This is a genomic window from Streptosporangium sp. G12 (assembly GCF_052983175.1).
In genome coordinates this window covers 18,562-35,689 of record NZ_JBRIQO010000048.1, presented here as the reverse complement: position 1 = coordinate 35,689, position 17,128 = coordinate 18,562, and the positions used below count along the sequence as shown (strand labels likewise).

The 17,128-nt window shown below is 70.6% G+C and carries 17 protein-coding genes and 1 pseudogene; 12 read left to right on the top strand and 6 right to left on the bottom strand.

Going from position 1 to position 17,128, the window contains the following annotated elements; translation table 11 throughout:
- Nucleotides 1-131: 131 nt before the first annotated feature.
- Complete coding sequence (locus tag ACVCAG_RS43600) at nt 132-755, bottom strand: hypothetical protein (protein WP_440089336.1); 624 nt, start codon at nt 753-755, stop codon at nt 132-134.
- Nucleotides 756-1,041: 286 nt separating this feature from the next.
- Here ACVCAG_RS43600 and ACVCAG_RS43595 point away from each other — a divergent pair, with 286 nt between their 5' ends.
- From ACVCAG_RS43595 to ACVCAG_RS43585, 3 genes and pseudogenes are all read left to right on the top strand, one after another.
- Nucleotides 1,042-1,491: a helix-turn-helix domain-containing protein gene (locus tag ACVCAG_RS43595; RefSeq protein WP_440089335.1), complete on the top strand. Its 450-nt coding sequence runs from the start codon at nt 1,042-1,044 to the stop codon at nt 1,489-1,491.
- A 5-nt stretch (nt 1,492-1,496) separates the two neighbouring features.
- Nucleotides 1,497-1,601 (top strand): annotated as a pseudogene (locus ACVCAG_RS43590) (VOC family protein); the annotation flags it as partial.
- Between the two features lie 274 nt (nt 1,602-1,875).
- Nucleotides 1,876-4,266, top strand: a complete 2,391-nt coding sequence (locus tag ACVCAG_RS43585; protein WP_440089333.1) for an ATP-binding cassette domain-containing protein — start codon at nt 1,876-1,878, stop codon at nt 4,264-4,266.
- Between the two features lie 96 nt (nt 4,267-4,362).
- Here ACVCAG_RS43585 and ACVCAG_RS43580 read toward each other — a convergent pair whose 3' ends face one another.
- Nucleotides 4,363-4,932: a helix-turn-helix transcriptional regulator gene (locus tag ACVCAG_RS43580; protein ID WP_440089330.1), complete on the bottom strand. Its 570-nt coding sequence runs from the start codon at nt 4,930-4,932 to the stop codon at nt 4,363-4,365.
- Nucleotides 4,933-5,025: 93 nt separating this feature from the next.
- On the opposite strand from ACVCAG_RS43580, the gene ACVCAG_RS43575 reads away from it, so the two are divergent.
- Nucleotides 5,026-5,460, top strand: coding sequence for a nuclear transport factor 2 family protein (locus ACVCAG_RS43575; RefSeq protein WP_440089328.1), 435 nt, complete (start codon nt 5,026-5,028; stop codon nt 5,458-5,460).
- Nucleotides 5,461-5,571: 111 nt separating this feature from the next.
- On the opposite strand, the gene ACVCAG_RS43570 is transcribed toward ACVCAG_RS43575, so the two are convergent.
- Nucleotides 5,572-6,216: a dihydrofolate reductase family protein gene (locus ACVCAG_RS43570; protein ID WP_440089327.1), complete on the bottom strand. Its 645-nt coding sequence runs from the start codon at nt 6,214-6,216 to the stop codon at nt 5,572-5,574.
- Between the two features lie 185 nt (nt 6,217-6,401).
- On the opposite strand from ACVCAG_RS43570, the gene ACVCAG_RS43565 reads away from it, so the two are divergent.
- From ACVCAG_RS43565 to ACVCAG_RS43555, 3 genes are read left to right on the top strand one after another with little or no spacing between them, the layout of a single operon-like run.
- Complete coding sequence (locus ACVCAG_RS43565) at nt 6,402-6,770, top strand: YciI family protein (RefSeq protein ID WP_440089325.1); 369 nt, start codon at nt 6,402-6,404, stop codon at nt 6,768-6,770.
- A 7-nt stretch (nt 6,771-6,777) separates the two neighbouring features.
- The gene (locus tag ACVCAG_RS43560; protein ID WP_440089324.1) at nt 6,778-7,116 is read left to right on the top strand and encodes a YciI family protein; all 339 of its coding nucleotides are present in this window, start codon (nt 6,778-6,780) and stop codon (nt 7,114-7,116) included.
- Nucleotides 7,113-8,357, top strand: coding sequence for a sigma-70 family RNA polymerase sigma factor (locus tag ACVCAG_RS43555; RefSeq protein WP_440089323.1), 1,245 nt, complete (start codon nt 7,113-7,115; stop codon nt 8,355-8,357). The genes ACVCAG_RS43560 and ACVCAG_RS43555 overlap by 4 nt, the downstream gene beginning before the upstream one ends.
- A 23-nt stretch (nt 8,358-8,380) precedes the next feature.
- On the opposite strand, the gene ACVCAG_RS43550 is transcribed toward ACVCAG_RS43555, so the two are convergent.
- Nucleotides 8,381-9,463: an aldo/keto reductase gene (locus ACVCAG_RS43550; protein ID WP_440089322.1), complete on the bottom strand. Its 1,083-nt coding sequence runs from the start codon at nt 9,461-9,463 to the stop codon at nt 8,381-8,383.
- A gap of 178 nt (nt 9,464-9,641) precedes the next feature.
- On the opposite strand from ACVCAG_RS43550, the gene ACVCAG_RS43545 reads away from it, so the two are divergent.
- Nucleotides 9,642-10,544: an AraC family transcriptional regulator N-terminal domain-containing protein gene (locus ACVCAG_RS43545; RefSeq protein ID WP_447191534.1), complete on the top strand. Its 903-nt coding sequence runs from the start codon at nt 9,642-9,644 to the stop codon at nt 10,542-10,544.
- Nucleotides 10,545-10,634: 90 nt separating this feature from the next.
- Here ACVCAG_RS43545 and ACVCAG_RS43540 read toward each other — a convergent pair whose 3' ends face one another.
- Nucleotides 10,635-11,480, bottom strand: a complete 846-nt coding sequence (locus ACVCAG_RS43540; RefSeq protein ID WP_440089319.1) for an MmyB family transcriptional regulator — start codon at nt 11,478-11,480, stop codon at nt 10,635-10,637.
- A gap of 119 nt (nt 11,481-11,599) precedes the next feature.
- On the opposite strand from ACVCAG_RS43540, the gene ACVCAG_RS43535 reads away from it, so the two are divergent.
- Together ACVCAG_RS43535 and aspS are read left to right on the top strand one after the other, a co-directional pair.
- A complete protein-coding gene (locus tag ACVCAG_RS43535; protein WP_440089317.1) occupies nt 11,600-12,436 on the top strand; it encodes an SDR family NAD(P)-dependent oxidoreductase in 837 nt (278 codons plus the stop codon).
- A gap of 484 nt (nt 12,437-12,920) precedes the next feature.
- A complete protein-coding gene (gene aspS, locus ACVCAG_RS43530) occupies nt 12,921-14,252 on the top strand; it encodes an aspartate--tRNA(Asn) ligase (protein ID WP_440089315.1) in 1,332 nt (443 codons plus the stop codon).
- 55 nt (nt 14,253-14,307) lie between these two features.
- Here aspS and ACVCAG_RS43525 read toward each other — a convergent pair whose 3' ends face one another.
- Nucleotides 14,308-15,522 carry a M20/M25/M40 family metallo-hydrolase gene (locus tag ACVCAG_RS43525; protein ID WP_440089314.1) on the bottom strand — a complete coding sequence of 405 codons (1,215 nt, stop codon included), beginning with the start codon at nt 15,520-15,522 and terminating at the stop codon, nt 14,308-14,310.
- Nucleotides 15,523-15,757: 235 nt separating this feature from the next.
- Between ACVCAG_RS43525 and ACVCAG_RS43520 the strand changes: the two genes are divergently transcribed.
- Entirely contained in the window at nt 15,758-16,147 is a 390-nt protein-coding gene (locus ACVCAG_RS43520; RefSeq protein WP_440089313.1) for an Lrp/AsnC ligand binding domain-containing protein, read from the top strand.
- A gap of 300 nt (nt 16,148-16,447) precedes the next feature.
- A complete protein-coding gene (locus ACVCAG_RS43515; protein ID WP_440089312.1) occupies nt 16,448-17,122 on the top strand; it encodes a response regulator in 675 nt (224 codons plus the stop codon).
- Nucleotides 17,123-17,128: the final 6 nt, after the last annotated feature.

The following is a 17,128-nucleotide window of genomic DNA, read 5'->3' as shown; positions in this document are numbered from 1 at the left end:
CGTGGTGCGGCACGACCCGGAACCGCCCAGCGGCACGGACGGTCTGCGCGAGGCGGTCCCGACGCCGCGGGGATCCGGCCGGCGGCGGAGCGGCTCGCCGTTCCCATCGCCGGCCGGCCGGGGTCGCGTCCTCAGCGGCGGACGAGCTCGCGTCCGAGATCCTCGCGGAGGTGCACCTCGATGAACACCCGCAGGTAGCGATCGCCTGCCAGGTCGTCGAAGGCGGCCACCAAAGACGGGTCAGGTCCGTCGGTCAGGTGGACGACGCGCCAGAGGTTGAGCGGGTCGTCCTCCGGACCGGTCACGGAGTGCTCGACATGGAAGACCGGCTGTCCGGTTCCGGCGGTGAGGACGCGGCCGTCGGGCGTCTCGAAGCGCTCGGCGCCGATGAAGAACGCGCGCCGGTCCCGGTGATCGAGACGGACATGCTCGATGACCGTCGTGTACCGGTCAGGGTGGGCCCACAGCCGCTGCACCGACACCCTGGTGAAGTCCTCGAACCGGCCGTGGCGCGCGCTCGGGAACTTCTCGGCGCTGCCTGCTCTCACGACCGTGGGGATGTACCTGTCCGGTGCCGCGGCCTTGCGGACCTCCATGTCCCACAGCTGCGCGCCGGTGTAGGCGAACGGTGGCCGCGTGTCGTAGCGGTCGCGCAACACGTCGTTCACCCGTATCGGTGGCAGTTCCACCGACGTGGTGCCCGGCGCCTGCCACGCCTGCTCGAAGATCGATTCGTGGTCGAGCGTCTCGGTCATGTCTTCCCCTGGCCACAACTAGTAAAGATTCATGATAGTCAATATTTATGACTAATGTTCGCCAGTGTACGGCCGCGGGACGTGTGCGCCGACTTCTGGACCGGGCCTGCCGAGTTCAACGGCGAGGACCATCACGTCCATCTGCGGGTGAACCTCCCCCCCAAGATCGCCCTGCCCGGACGCGTCACCTCGCTCAAGGGCGTGCCCCCACCCGGGACGCGCACCGGGTTTCCCGAACCGACCGCGAGGTCACCGGGCGATTCCGGGGCGACATACGATTGTGCGGGTGACCAGCAGGCCCGTCCCGGCGCAGCGCCTTCGTGACCTCGCGCGGCTGCGCCGCGTCCGCGACCGGATCGACCGGGAGTACGCGCAGCCGCTGGACGTCGAGGCGCTCGCCCGCGGCGCGCACATGTCGGCCGGGCACCTCAGCCGCGAGTTCCGGCTCGCCTACGGAGAGTCGCCGTACGGCTACCTCATGACGCGGCGCATCGAGCGCGCGATGACACTGCTGCGCCGGGGCGACCTCAGCGTCACCGAGGTCTGTTTCGCGGTCGGCTGCTCGTCACTGGGCACCTTCAGCACCCGCTTCACCGAACTGGTCGGCATGCCGCCCAGCATCTACCGGCGCCAGGCGGCGCGCGCGACGGCGGGGATGCCGCCGTGCGTGGCGAAACGGGTGACCAGACCCGTCAGGAATCGAGAAGCGCCGGCCCCCGCGCCGCGCCTAGCGTGATCGCCATGGACATCACCGTTCACGCCGCCTTCCTCCCGCACGACGATCCGGACACCTCGCCGGCCTTCTACCGTGACGTTCTCGGCTTCGAGGTCCGCGACCCCGCGGGCAACCTGACCCGCATCAACGAGCTCCGCTGACCCCTCCGGCGACCACGGCCGAGGCGTCCGGGTGGCCGGCGCCTCGGGGCGGTGCGCCGTGCCCGATTCCGCCGTCCTCCGGCCGGGACGGCGAGGTGCCGCCGGTGCCACGCCGTACCGCTGACCCCGCCTCCACCGGGCCGACAAGGGAAAACCAGACGTACCGCTCGAAGCTGGTTAGATCGAGCCAGGCGACGCCGGCGGAGACCGCGAAGGCGGCCCCCCCTACACATATGGAGACACGATGAACATGGCCGGCAGGACGGACACGCAGTCGCCCGCGCCGCACGATGCCGACAGCCACGACCTGATCCGCGTGCACGGCGCGCGCGGGAACAACCTCAAGGACGTCAGCGTCGAGATCCCGAAGCGCCGGCTGACGGTGTTCACCGGCGTCTCCGGCTCGGGCAAGAGCTCGCTGGTGTTCGGCACGATCGCCGCGGAGTCGCAGCGGCTGATCAACGAGACCTACAGCGCCTTCGTGCAGGGCTTCATGCCGACGCTGGCGCGGCCCGAGGTCGACGTGCTCGAAGGGCTGACGACCGCGATCATCGTCGACCAGCAGCGGATGGGTGCCAACATCCGCTCCACGGTCGGCACCGCCACCGACGCCAACGCGATGCTGCGCATCCTCTTCAGCCGGCTCGGGCAGCCGCACATCGGTTCGCCCAACGCGTTCTCCTTCAACGTCCCCACGGTCCGGGCGAGCGGTGCGATCACGGTCGAACGCGGCGCCCGCAAGACCGAGAAGGCGACCTTCACCCGTGTCGGCGGCATGTGCACGCGCTGCGAGGGCCAGGGCGCGGTCTCCGACATCGACCTCACCCAGCTCTACGACGACTCCAAGTCGCTCGCCGAGGGCGCGTTCACCATCCCCGGCTGGAAGTCCGACAGCTTCTGGAGCGTGCGGGTCTACGCCGAGTCGGGCTTCGTCGACCCGGACAAGCCGATCTGCAAGTACACCGAGAAGGAGCTCCACGACTTCCTCTACAAGGAGCCGGTCAAGGTGAAGGTCGACGGCGTCAACCTCACCTACGAGGGGCTGATCCCGAAGATCCAGAAGTCGTTCCTGTCCAAGGACCGGGAGGCGATGCAGCCGCACATCCGGGCGTTCGTGGACCGGGCCGTCACCTTCACCACCTGCCCCGAGTGTGAGGGCACCCGGCTCAGCGAGGCGGCCCGGTCGTCGCGGATCGGCGGGATCAGCATCGCCGACGCGTGCGCGATGCAGATCAGCGACCTGGCCGGATGGGTCGGCGACCTCGCCGAGCCGTCGGTGGCGCCGCTGCTCGCCGCGCTGCGGCACACCCTCGACTCGTTCGTGGAGATCGGGCTGGGCTACCTCTCGCTCGACCGTTCCTCGGGCACGCTGTCGGGCGGCGAGGCGCAGCGCGTCAAGATGATCCGCCATCTCGGCTCCTCGCTCACCGACGTCACCTACGTCTTCGACGAGCCCACCGTCGGCCTGCACCCCCACGACATCCAGCGGATGAACGGCCTGCTGCTGCGGCTGCGGGACAAGGGCAACACGGTGCTCGTCGTGGAGCACAAGCCGGAGACGATCGTGATCGCCGACCACGTCGTCGACCTCGGCCCCGGCGCCGGCACGGCGGGCGGCACCGTCTGCTTCGAGGGCACCGTCGAGGGGCTGCGGGCCAGCGGCACCATCACCGGCCGCCATTTCGACGACCGGGCCACCCTCAAGGAGACGGTGCGAAAGCCCACCGGCGCGCTGGAGATCCGCGGCGCGAAGGCGCACAACCTGCGCGACGTCGACGTCGACATCCCGCTCGGGGTGCTCGTCGTCGTCACCGGTGTCGCCGGCTCCGGCAAGAGCTCGCTCGTGCACGGGTCGGTCCCCGCGGGCGCGGGTGTGGTGTCGGTCGACCAGGGGGCGATCCGCGGCTCGCGACGGAGCAACCCGGCGACGTACACCGGACTGCTCGAGCCGATCCGCAAGGCGTTCGCGAAGGCCAACGGCGTGAAGCCGGCACTGTTCAGCGCCAACTCCGAGGGCGCCTGCCCCGGTTGCAACGGCGCCGGCGTCATCTACACCGACCTGGGGATGATGGCCGGCGTCGCCACCACCTGCGAGGAGTGCGAGGGCAGGCGGTTCCAGGCATCGGTGCTGGACCACCACCTCGGCGGCCGCGACATCAGCGAGGTGCTCGCGATGTCGGTGACCGAGGCCGAGGAGTTCTTCGGCGCCGGCGAGGCGCGCATACCGGCCGCGCACGCCATCCTCAGCCGGCTCGCCGACGTCGGGCTCGGCTACCTCAGCCTCGGCCAGCCGCTCACCACGCTGTCCGGCGGCGAGCGGCAGCGGCTCAAGCTGGCCACCCACATGGCCGAGAAGGGCGGCGTCTACGTCCTCGACGAGCCGACCAGCGGCCTGCACCTCGCCGACGTCGAGCAGCTGCTCGGCCTGCTCGACCGGCTCGTCGACTCCGGAAAGTCGGTCATCGTCATCGAGCACCACCAGGCGGTCATGGCGCACGCCGACTGGATCATCGACCTCGGTCCCGGCGCCGGCCACGACGGCGGCCGGATCGTCTTCGAGGGCACTCCCGCCGACCTCGTCGCCGCCCGCTCCACCATCACCGGCGAGCACCTCGCGGCCTACGTCGGCGCCTGACCGGGCAGCCGCAGGAGGCTCGCGACCGCGCCTTCCCCGATCCCGCGGGCGACCGCGGGATCGGGGAGTGCCCGGAGGGCGACGTGGCGCAGGTGCTCACCGCCGGGCATGAGAGATCCGCCTCTCCCGCAGGATCGCCGCGCTCCGGTGGCACCAGTCCCGGTTGCCCCGCTCGAAGGCGAGGCCGCGCAGGCAGGTCAGGTAGGGGCCGACGCGTTCACCGTGGCGCAGGAAATCCTCCTCGCTCCTGTCGCCGCGCATCCGCCGCAGCAGCCCGCCGAACAGTTCGATCTTGGCGTCGGCGAAGGCGGCTCGCTCCATGAGCTGGGCGATCACCTCGTCGGTGTCGACGTGGTCGGCGGCCTGGACCTTGACGAGAAGGTCGTCACGGATGAAGGAGGGCTTGCCGGCGGTCGCCGCGAACCGTTCCAGCTCGGCCAGGCCGGTCTCGGTGACCTTGAACAGGCGCTTGTTGGGCCGGGTGTCCTGGACCACCTCCCGGCCGGCGACCAGCCCTTCCCTCTCCAGCTTGGCCAGCTCGGCGTACAGCTGCTGGGGCAGGGCGTGCCAGAAGTTCGCCACGCCCATGTCGAACGCCTTGGCCAGCTGGTACCCGCTGAGCTCCTCGTCCATCAGTGCCGCCAGCACGGCGTGCCGCAACGCCATCGAGTCGCCCCCGTCCTCCCTCTTTCCCAGTGCTTGTCCGCCATGATACTCAAGTAATTGATTAATCATTTTATTGAGTATTGAGGTGCAGTCATGACCACCGCAGACCGCTTCCGGGCCGCCGTCGAGAGCCGCGACCTCGCCGCGCTGGGCGCCCTGCTCACCGACGACGTCCGCGTGTACAGCCCGGTGAAGTTCACCCCCTTCGAGGGCAGGGCCATGGTCCTGGGGCTCCTCGGTGTCCTGCTGCGCACCTTCGAGGACGACTTCCGCTACATCGGGCACTTCGACGGCACCGCGCAGACCAGCACCGACGGCACCGAGGCCCCGTCGGCCGTCCTGCTGTTCCGGGCCACCGTGCGCGGCAAGCAGATCCACGGCATGGACCTCCTCCAGTTCGACCGGGACGGCCTGATCAAGGAACTCACGGTGATGGTCCGCCCGCAGTCCGCGGTCCAGGTCCTGGGGGAGGCGGTCCTCGCCGGTCTCGTCGCCGACGGCCTCGTCCCGGTCCCGGCCGATCGCTGAGGCACCCGCGGTCCCGGAACCGTCACACCGCTGACGACCTGCCCGTCCCGGGGTCGACGGGCAGGTACGCGCTCATCGCGGCATGCGCGTGCGATCGTGCGGGGGCGGTGGTCACCGTCTCCAGAACAGGAGGTGGGTGACTCCGCTGGGGCTCGGTACCGTCTCGAGGTGGAAGCGGTCGAGCAGGTCGGTGTGGCTGTTCCACAGCCGTTCGCCTCGGCCGAGGCCGACGGGCGCGACGGCGATGTGCATCACGTCGACCAGGTCGGCCTGGACGAACTCGCGGATGGTGGCGACTCCGCCGCCGAGGAGCACGTCCCGGCCGCCTGCGGCCTGCCTCGCGCGTGCCAGCGCCTCGGCCGGTGTCGCGTCGAGGAAGTGGAAGGTGGTGTCGGCCAGGGTGAAGGACGGGCGTTCGTGGTGGGTGAGCACGAAGACCGGCGTGTGGAACGGCGGGGTGCCTCCCCACCACCCCTGCCACTCGTGGTTCTCCCAGGGGCCGCGCTGGGGGCCGAATTTGTTACGCCCCATGATCTCCGCCCCGATGTTGCTGGTATGGGCGCGGGTCAGGTAGTCGTCCAGGCCGCGGGTGCCTCCGGGGTCGGTGCGGTTCACCCAGCCGGCGGTGGCGCTCGCCCAGGACCACAGGGAGGTGGGGTCCGCGTGGCCGAAGGGCCGCTCCAGGCTCTGCCCCTCACCGGTACCGAACCCGTCCTGCGACACGTTGAAACATTGCACCCTCAACAGCTGCGACATGCGTTCTCCTTCGGGGAGCCGGCAAGTATCTTCTGATGGAACGCCCAGGTCAGGTGCCCCTTTCGGGAGGTAGTCGAAACAGCGTGGAGATCCTTGCGGTCCGGTACCGCAAGAATGCGGCACCGGCTCCGACTTCATGGTGAACGGCGCCTCAGGGGCGCCGCCCGGCCTTCGGAGGAGACGACGTGAAATTCTTGTTGATCATGCACAACAACCCGCGGATCTGGGACGCGCTGACCGAGGAGGAGCGCGACGAGGTGATGAGGGGCCACGGCGCGTTCATGGAGACCGTCAGGAGGTCCGGGGAGATGATCGGCACCGTCGCGCTGGCCGACCCGTCGCGGAGCGCCGTGGTCAAGGTCCGGGGCGGCGTCCCGGCGGTGACGGACGGGCCCTACCTTGAGGCCAAGGAGTACCTGGGCGGCTACTACCTGGTGGAGTGCGAGAACAGGGAACGTGCCCTGGAACTGGCCGCGCTCATTCCGGACGCCGGCGTCGAGGGCCTGGGCATCGAGGTGCGGCCGGTGGTCCACGCGGGCACGGCGGACGGCTGAGCACGCGGTGAAGTTCCTGCTGAGTCTCTACCTGGACGCGGCGGACCCGCCGGGGGAGGGGTTCGACCATGAGGACTTCCTGGCCGTGGCCGGGCGGGCGGGGGAACTGATCAGTGCCCACGCGCTCGCCGATCCCTCCATCGGCGCCGTCGTAAGGGTGAGGGGCGGCGTGGTGACGGTGACCGAGGGCCCGTACCTGCGGACCCCGGACCATGTCGCCGGCCAGTACGTGGTGGACTGCGAGAGCCGGGAGCGCGCCGTGGAACTGGCCACCCTGATGTCGAGCGATCAGGTCGGCGGCGTGGAGGTGCGGCCGCTGATGGACGCGGCCGGGATGGAGATGTGAACGCCTCCGAACACCTCGGGGACCTGCTGCGCGAGCTGGCGCCGCGGGTCCTCGGCGTGCTCCTGCACCGCTACGGCGGGTTCGAGGAGGGCGAGGACGCGGTGCAGGAGGCGTTGCTCGCGGCCGCGACGCGGTGGCCCGCCGAGGGCGTCCCGGAAAGTCCGCTGTCCTGGCTGGTGACCGTCGCCTCCCGCCGTCTGATCGACCAGGTACGCAGCGAGCAGGCCCGCCGCCGCAGGGAGGCCGCCGCGGCGGTGCGGGAGGCGCCGGACGCCGGCCTCGCGCCGGCTCCCGGAGACGAAAGCCCTCGCGACCACGACGACACCCTCACGCTGCTGTTCCTGTGCTGCCACCCGGCGCTGACGCCCGCCTCCCAGGTGGCGCTCACGCTGCGCGCCGTCGGCGGCCTCACCACCGCCGAGGTGGCGAGGGCGTTCCTCATGCCGGAGGCCACCATGGCGCCGCGGATCAGCCGCGCCAAGCAACGGATCAAGGCCGTCGGCGCCTCGTTCGAGACGCCGGGCGCCCAGGAGTGGGCCGGACGGCTGGACGCCGTCCTGCACGTGCTCTATCTGATCTTCAACGAGGGCTACACCGCCGGCTCCGGACCCGACCTGCACCGCGGCGAGCTCACCACGGAGGCGATCCGGCTCACCCGGATGGTGCACCGGTCCCTGCCGGACGACGGCGAGGTCGCCGGGCTCCTGTCGCTGATGCTGCTGACCGACGCCCGCCGAGCGGCCCGCACCGGCCCGGACGGCACCCTCGTGCCGCTGGCCGAGCAGGACCGGAACCGGTGGGACGCCGCCATGATCAAGGAGGGCGCCGCGCTGATCACCGACGCCATGTCCGCCTCGGCCCTCGGTCCCTACCAGCTCCAGGCGGCGATCGCCGCGCTGCACGTCCAGGCGCCGCGAGCCGGGGACACCGACTGGGAACAGATCCGCATCCTGTACGCGATCCTCACCCGGATCGCGCCGAACCCGATGGCCACGCTCAATCACGCCGTCGCGGTCGCGATGACCCGCGGGCCCCGGGCCGGGCTCGAACTGCTGGAAAGCCTGGACGGCGACTCCCGGATCACCCGTCACCACCGCCTCCACGCCGTGCGCGCCCACCTGCAGGAGCTGGCCGGCGAGCACGCCGCCGCGCGAGAGAACTACCGGCTGGCGGCCCGGCGTACCACGAGCCTTCCCGAACAGCGCTACCTGCGGGACAGGGCGGGCAGGCTGGACCGGTGACGGCCGGCGCGCCGGCCCGCGTCTCAGTAGCGAGCGCTGCCGGCCCGCAGGAGCGGGGAGACCATCGACGGGAACCCGTCCACGGTGGCTCCGGCGAACTGCAGCGTGCGGCCCAGGTGCCTGTTGTTCTCGGCGGGAAAGTTCAGCGTGGGAGTGGACACGTCATCGAGCGTGGCGCGCTGGGTTTCGGTGAGGGTGACGTTCAGGGCGTGCAGGTTGACCTCGAACTGGTCCATGCGGCGTGCTCCGATCAGGGTGGAGGTGATCCCGGGACGGCCCCGTACCCAGGCCAGGGCCACTTGAGCGGGACTGGCGCCCACGTCGCCGGCGACGTCGTTGAGCGCGTCGATCACGACATGGTCGGCTTTGCTCGGGGCGCCCACCAGCTGCGCGCGAGCGGTGTCCACCGGGCCGGTGCCGGCACTGGAGTACTTGCCGGACAAGAACCCGCTCTTCAGCGGCCCCCACGCCATCACGCCCATTCCCAAGGCCTGGGCCATGGGGATCAGCTCCCCTTCCGAGGTCCGCTCGAGCAGGGAGTACTCCAGCTGCAGGGCGATGATCGGGGCCCAGCCGCGCAGGCGTGCGATGGTGGCCGCCTCGGCCGTCGCCCAGGCCGGCACGTCGGAGAATCCGACGTAGCGGACCTTGCCGTCGCCGATCAGGTGGTCCAGCGCGCGGAGGGTCTCCTCGACCGGCGTGGACGGGTCGAAGTTGTGCAGCCAGTAGACGTCGACGTAGTCGGTCCGCAGGCGCCGTAGCGAGTTCTCCAGCTGTTGCACGATCGCCTTACGGCTGGCTCCGCCGCCGTTGGGGTCGTTCTCGTACAGGTTGCCGAAGAACTTCGTGCCGATCACTACTCGATCACGTAGTGCGGGCCGGCCGGCGAAGTAGTCACCGATGATCTTTTCGGAGTGGCCGTTGGTGTAGATGTTGGCCGTGTCGATCGAGTTGCCGCCCCCGTCCAGGTAGGCCGCAAGGATGTTCCTGGACTCCTCTGGGCTGCAGCCCCATCCGTGATCCTCACCGAAGGTCATCGTGCCGAGCGTGAACGGGCTGACCCGCAGGCCCGATCGGCCGAGCGTGACGTAGGAATCGAGCGACATCCCGTGACTCCAAGCTGATAGAGGTGGGGACGGCATGGACGCCGTCTCCCCGCGTTCCTCCATTTGAGCCCGAAGCGTCGCGATCCCCTAGAACGATACGCGCGCAACGTTGCACGATCCGCTCAACCTTGCCCGGATCATCTTGGTTTCGTCCATACCTTCATGGTCCACTGGTGTGGTGCGTCACCTGGAGGAACTTCGCGACCGGATCGCGCGACTGGCCGCGGGTGGTCCCCGCCCGCTGGGGATCGAGGGAGTCACGGTGTTCTCGACCGGGCACGTGACCGAACCGCTGGGCACGGTCACCACCCCCATGTTCGCCCTGGTCGCCCAGGGAGCGAAGCGCTCTGTCCTCAATGATCGCGTCTTTGACTACCAAGCGGGCCAGTACCTCGTCGTGACCGTCGACCTCCCCCTGACCTCACAGATCACGCATGCCACGCCCGCCGAGCCGTTCCTCGGGTTCGGACTCCCGCTGCGGCCCGCGACCATCGCGCAACTGCTGGTGGAAGCGGGTCCCGCCGTCGTTCGCTCCAGTCGTGCGCCCAACGACGGACCGGGCGTCGCGACCAGTGACGCCGACGACAAGCTGCTCGACGCCGTTGTCCGGCTGCTGCGCCTGCTGGACGAGCCACCCGACATCCCGATACTGGCCCCCGGCGTGCGACGCGAGATCCACTGGCGGCTGCTGAACGGACCCCAGGCGGACCTGGTCAGACAGATCGGCCTGGCCGACAGCCGCACGACCCTCGTCGCCCGTGCGATCGGGTGGATCAGGGCCCGCTATGACGAGGTGATTCGCATCGACGACCTCGCCGACGCGGTCGGGATGAGCGTCTCCTCGCTCAACCGGCACTTCCGTGCGGTGACCGCCATGAGTCCACTTCAGTATCAAAAACAACTCCGGCTCCAGCAGGCCCGCCTGCGACTCATCGCGGCGCCGCACGACGTGGCCGCGATCGGATACGCCGTCGGATACGACAGCCCGTCGCAGTTCAGCCGCGAGTACCGGCGCATGTTCGGAGTCCCACCGGGCCAGGACGCGGCACGCCTCCAGACCGCGGCGATCGTCCAGGAGTAGGCGGCGATCACGCCGCCCTCCGCCTTCGGCGCGGCGCCCGCCCGCAGCGCCTTTCCGCGTGCTGCCGCCGAGTCCTCTCATGCCCGTCCCTCACCCCCGGGGCCGGGAGGGAGTCCGGCTCAGCAGCCGCAGGGCCTCGGCGGTGGCGGAGCCGGGTTCGGGGTTGTAGACGCACAGGGTCTGGTCGGGGTCGTCGGGAGGCTGGAAGGTCTCGTAGAAGAAATGGAGATCACCGACCACGGGGTGGTGGTAGTGCTTGCTGCCATGGGTGCGGCGCAGGACGTGGTGGTCGTTCCACCAGGTGGTGAACTGGGGTAAACGCAGGGTGAGCTCGGCCACGAGGTCGGCGAGCAGCCGGTCGTGCGGGTGGCGGCCTGTTTCGAAGCGGAGCATGGCGACGGTCTCGGAGGCCGCCTCCGCCCAGTTCCCGACGCGGTCACGGGCCTCCGGGTCCAGGAGGTAGTAGCGGGCGAGGTTGCGCCGGGGGGCGGGGATGGCCTCGAAGTCCGTCAGGACCGCGCAGGTCAGGTGGTTGGCGGCCAGCACGTCGGTGCGCCGGCCGAGGATGAAGGCGGGGACGCGCTCCAGGGCCTGGAGCGTGAGGTACAGGCCCGGGCGGACCCGCTGCGGGCCGGCGGGGGTACGGGGAGCCGGTACGGGCCGCGCCAGCAGGTCGGTGAGGTGCTCGCGCTCCGCGAGATCGAGCTGGAGCGCGCGTGCGAGGGTCGCGACGACCTCCGGGGAGGGGTTTCTGGCGCGGCCCTGCTCAAGACGGGTGTAGTACTCGGTGCTCACTCCGGCGAGGCGGGCGACCTCGTCGCGGCGCAGTCCCGGCACCCGCCGGATGCGGCCGTCATCCGCCAGCCCCGCCCGACCGGGGGTGACCCGGGCCCGGCGGGAGCGCAGAAAGTCGGCGATCTCGCTACCACGGTCCATGTCTCCAGTGTGGACCCGCCGGGTGTGGCGCGCCTTCGCCGGGTGGCCCTGCGGGTACCTGCCTGCTCAGGGCCTGTTCCGGCCCCGTAAACGGAGCTCGGAGGTGGTGTGCTGGATGTGTGGGACGGTTGCCGGCCACGGCCCATCCCTTGATCCGTTTCTCGTTGGGAGGTGTGCCCATGCTCGGGAAAATCCCTGGCAAGCCCCTGACCGGCCGCGTGGCGGTCATCACCGGCGCCTTCGACGACGTCGGCGAGGCCTCGGCCGAACACCTGGCGGGGCTGGGCGCGCGTGTCGCCGTCCTGGACCGGCGTGCGGACCGGCTGGACAGGCTGGTCTCCCGGATCGGGAAGAACGGCGGCACCGCCCTGGCGATCGCCGTTGACGTGACCGACGCCGCGGCGGTGCGCTCGGCCGCCGGCCGGGTGGCGGCCGAGCTGAAAGACGCCGACCTGCTGATCAACAACACGGGCGTCATGCTGCCCGTCCCGATCGAGGAGCCGGTCGCCGATCGGTGCAGGCGTCAGATCGACCTCAACATCACCGGGCTGACGAACGTCCTCGGCGCGTTCACCCCGCAGCTGGTCAAGGCCGCCGGTGAGCGTGGCGTGGCCGATCTGATCAACGCCTCGTCGATCGCGGCGCGGAACGGCTTCCCCGACTTCGCCGTCTACTCCGGCACCAAGACGTACGTCACCCGCCTCTCGCATCACCTGCGTGTCGAGCTGGGCGTCAAGAACGTGCGGGTGTCCAGGCTCGAACAGGGCGTCGCCGAAACCAGGCCACGGCGCCACGTCACCGGCAACGGTGCGTTCCGGTGGCTGAGAGGTTCCGGGAAGACGACGGAGTGGCTCACGCCGCAGGACATCGCCGAGACCGTCGGCTTCATCGCCACGCTGCCGCCGCGCGCGACCCTCCAGCGGATCACGATCACGCCCACCCGCCGGCCCGTCTGACCCCGCTCGGCCCCTGCGCTCGCCTCCCGCGCTCGCCCCCGCCGAGGCCACGGGCCGCGGGAACGCCTGCCCGATCCTCCCCGGCGGGCGCCACCCGGACCGCCGACCGGCCGACCCTGCCCCGGCCGCGGAACCTACGGGCCGCCTTCTCGGCGTGCTCCGCGACGCGCGGCGATTGTGGTTGCGATGCGTGACAGCGCACGCGTACTCTTCCGGCAACGCATTGACGGAGACGAGTAGTCACGGGATCAGGGCGGGCAGGAGAGAGCCGCCGGCAGCTGCGAAGGCGGCCCCGTCCCCGGTGACGAAGACCCTCCCGAGTGCGGGGAGAAACGGCGTCCGCGCCCAATGCCCCGCCGGCCGGCCCCCGTCACCGGGCCCATCGAGGCCGCCGTCGCCACGGCGGTGAAAGTGCGGTGGCACCGCGAGTTCCCTTCTCGCCCGCACTCCCAAGGGATCACCACTCACTGACCAGAGGTTTGTGATGATCTCCTCATCCGCGACTGTCCCGTCCACCCGCAGAACCCTGGCCGCGGAGCTCCCGCGGCGAATCGGCCGGCAGGTGACCGTCCAGGGCTGGCTGCACCGCAGGCGAACCCTGAAATCCGTGGTCTTCCTCGTCCTGCGGGACCGCTCCGGCCTGGTCCAGGCCGTGGTCACCGAGCCCGAGGCCATGGCCGCGGCCGGCGGCCACCCAGAAGAGACCGTCCTGCAGATCACCGGGACCGTGACCGCCAGCCCCCAGGCTCCCGGCGGAGCCGAGGTGACGTCCCCGGCGGTGACCGCCCTGTCGGGACCGGCCGCCGCCCCGCCGTTCGACCTCTACCGTCCCGCGGTCCCGGCGACCCTGCCGACCATCCTCGACCATGCCCCGGTCACCCTGCGCCATCCGCTGCTGCGGGCGCCCCACGCCATCTCCGCGGTCTCGGTGGCGGGTTTCCGCGCGACATTGGACGCGCTCGGCTTCACCGAGATCCACACGCCCAAGGTGGTGGCCTCGGCGACCGAGTCCGGTGCCGGCGTCTTCGGGATCGACTGGTTCGGCACCCGCGCCTACCTGGCCCAGTCACCGCAGTTCTTCAAGCAGGCGATGGTCGGCGTCTTCGAGCGCGTCTACGAGACCGGGCCGGTCTTCCGGGCCGAACCCCACGACACCGCGCGGCACCTGGCCCAGTACACCTCGCTGGACGCCGAGCTCGGCTTCGTCGGCGACCACCGGGAGGTGATGGCCGTGCTGCGCGAGGTGATCGCGGGCATGACGGCCGCCGTCGAACGGCACGCCGGCGAGGCGTGCGCGCTGCTGGGCGTCGAGCTGCCCGACGTCCCGGAACGGATCCCGGAGATCCACTTCGCCCGGGCCCAGGAACTCCTGGCCGCCCACACCGATGAGGACCCCCGGGGTGAGCCGGACCTCGCCCCGGCCCACGAACGCTGGCTGTCGCGGTGGGCGCTGCGCGAGCACGGCAGCGAGTTCCTGTTCGTCACCGGCTACCCGATGGCCAAACGCCCCTTCTACACCCACCCCGAGCCCGGCAGGCCGCAGTACTCCAACAGCTTCGACCTGCTCTTTCGCGGCTTGGAGCTCGTCACCGGCGGCCAGCGCCTGCACCGCCACGAGGACTATCTCGCGGCCCTGGCGGCCCGCGGGGAGTCGCCGGAGCCGTACGCCGGCTATCTCGCCGCCTTCCGGCACGGGATGCCCCCGCACGGTGGCTTCGCCATCGGCCTGGAACGGTGGACCACCCGGCTGACGGGGGCCGACAACATCCGCCGTGCCACCCTTTTCCCCCGTGACCTCCACCGGCTGACCCCCTGACGCCTCCGGGTGCGGCCCGCCGGGACACCACCGGGGCGGGCCCGCACCCGGTTCGTCAGGACAGCATGTCGCTCGCGTAGCGGGCGTACACGGCGGCGCAGCGGCGCATGGCGATCTCGTCGATGTACTCGTCGGGGCCGTGCGAGACGTCCAGGCGGCCCGCGCCGTAGCCGAAGGCGGGGATGCCGAGCTGTGCGTACCAGCGGGTCTCCAGGATGCCCGCGCACATCTCGAACCGGGCCGGCGCGCCCTGGACGTCGCCGACGACGTGGGCTAGCGCGACGGCCGCGGGATGGTCGCGCCCGGTGCCGGCGGAGGGCTGCAGCTGGGTCGTGCGGATCGACACGTCGGCGCCGATCTCGCGGGCGGCGTCCTCGATGAGGCCGGTCAGGCGCTTGAGCTCGCCCTCCAGATCCTCTTCGGGGTTGTAGCGGCCGTCGACGGTGAAGAAGGCCGAGCCGGGCACGACGTTGAAGTTGGAGCCGCCGCCGGACAGGCCGCCGACGACGAGCATGCTGCCGCGAGCGTCACCGTCGCTCATCGGGAAGCCGGTGTGCCGCCCGGCCATCTCGGCGGCGTACCGCTCGACGGGGCGGGCGATGTGCAGCATCTGCCGGAAGGCGTTGACACCGAGGTTCGCCTGCCCGACATGGGCCTCGCGGCCCCGGATGTCGACGCGGACGGAGACGGCGCCGCGGGCGGCGTTCCAGATGGCCCCGCCGCTGGGTTCGGCGGTGACCATGGCCAGCGCGGCCGGCTCGATCAGCCCGGCGGCGCGCAGGTGCCCGGCGCCCACGACGCTGCCGGTCTCCTCGTCGCACACCAGGTGCACGACGATCCGCCCGTCGCCGAGCAGCCCCAGATCCCTGGCCGCCGCGGCGCCGTAGAGCATGCTGACGATGCCGCCCTTCATGTCCGCCGCGCCCCGGCCGATGATCCTCCCGTCGCGGCGTACGGCCGTGAACTGCCCGCGGCTCTGGGCGGGCACCACGTCGAAGTGGCCGTGGAAGTAGACGAGCCTGTCACCGTCGCCGGCGGTGCCGCGCACGACGCAGGGCTCTTCGAGCTCACCGGACGGGTCGACGAGGTCGATGATCTCCGGGGACAGGCCGAGACGGTCCATCGCCTCGCGCAGCACCCGCGCGCAGCGGCCCAGCGCGCGGCCGGGCGGGTTCTCGGAGTCGACGGCCACGAGACGTTCGAGAAGCAGAGCCATCTCCTCGGCCCGTTCGTCCAGCCAGGCTCCGACCTGCGCGGCGTGGTTCGTCACGGGTTCTCACCTCTCGTCGGACGGTGTCACGGTGCGGCTCGCCCCCGGAGCCCGTATGGGCGTGCACGGCGGAAAGCGGGGCGTTAAGCCGCCGGAATGCAATTGACGTAATTCTAGGTTGAAATCAACCTCATATGGTTCCCGATTCTGGCTCTAGAATCGCAATATGAGCAATGAAAACATACTTGATGCCATTGATCGCGAAATTTTGTTTCACCTGCGGCAGGACGGCCGGTTGACCAACGTCGAGCTCGCCAGGCGCGTGGGGCTCACTCCGCCCCCGTGCCTACGCCGGGTGAAGCGCCTGGAGGAGGCGGGCGTCATCACCGGTTACCGGGCGACGGTCGATCACGGGATCCTCGGCGGCGGGCTGGAGGTCATCGTCTCCATCGAGGTCGCCGTGAGCGATCTGAAGACCCTGGAGCAACTGGAGAGGACCATCGCCGCCTACGACGAGGTCGTCGAGTTCCGCCGTCTGTTCGCCACCCCCGACTACCACCTGCGCGTTCTCGTCGCCGACTACGCCGCCTACGAGGCGTTCCAGACCGGGAAGATCATCGGTATTCCCGGGGTGGCCCGGGTGATCTCCCAGCCGACCATGAAGAAGATCAAGGTTCTCGACTGATCGGGGTCTTGGTGAGAGCGCTGTCACCAGGTGCGGGAGATCGCGCCACCGCGGCTCAGCGCTTGACGGTGCGGGGGTTCTTGTGGCGGGTCCCGCCCGACGAACTACGATTGGTGCCGAATGCGCGCGCTGTACGCCGCATGTCACCGTTCGTCGACGGCGGCCACCGTCGGCGCGACCGTCGGCGAGGCCGTGACACAACCATGACACGGCGAAGACGAGGCGGGCACACGGCCGGTCGACAGTGGACGGGACCGACCGGCGGACGAGTTACGGGGGCGTGCTGTGAAACTCGGGGGCGTGTCGCGAGTGTTGTTGATCGAGGACGACCCGGCCGTGCGGGAGGGCCTTGAGCTGGCCCTGACCTTGCACGGATACCGGGTGCGCGCGGTGGAGTCCGGCGAGCAGGGGCTGGAGCGGCTGCGTACGGACCTTCCCGACGTCGTCGTGCTCGATCTGATGTTGCCAGGCATGGACGGGTTCGAGGTCTGCCGCCGCATCCGGGCCGCCGGCCAGCTGCCGATCATCATGCTGACCGCGCGCGGCGACGACATGGACGTGGTGGCCGGGCTGGAGGCGGGCGCCGACGACTACGTGGTCAAGCCGGTGCAGCCCAGGGTGCTCGAGGCGCGCATCGGCGCCGTGCTCCGGCGGATCGGCCGGGAGCAGGCGGAGCTGGAGCGGCACGGGGAGCTGACCATCGACCGTGCCGGGATCGTGGTCGCCAAACGCGGCGTGCCGGTGGACCTCGCCCCGACCGAGCTGCGCCTGCTGCTCGAACTCTCCGGCACGCCGGGCCGGGTGCACAGCCGCCAGCAGCTGTTGGAGTCGGTGTGGGAGCACGGGTATTTCGGCGACTCGCGCCTGGTGGACGCGTGCGTGCAACGGTTGCGCGCGAAGATCGAGGACGACTCGGCGGCGCCCGTCTACGTGCAGACGGTGCGTGGGTTCGGGTACCGGTTCGGGCCGGTGTGAGCCGCC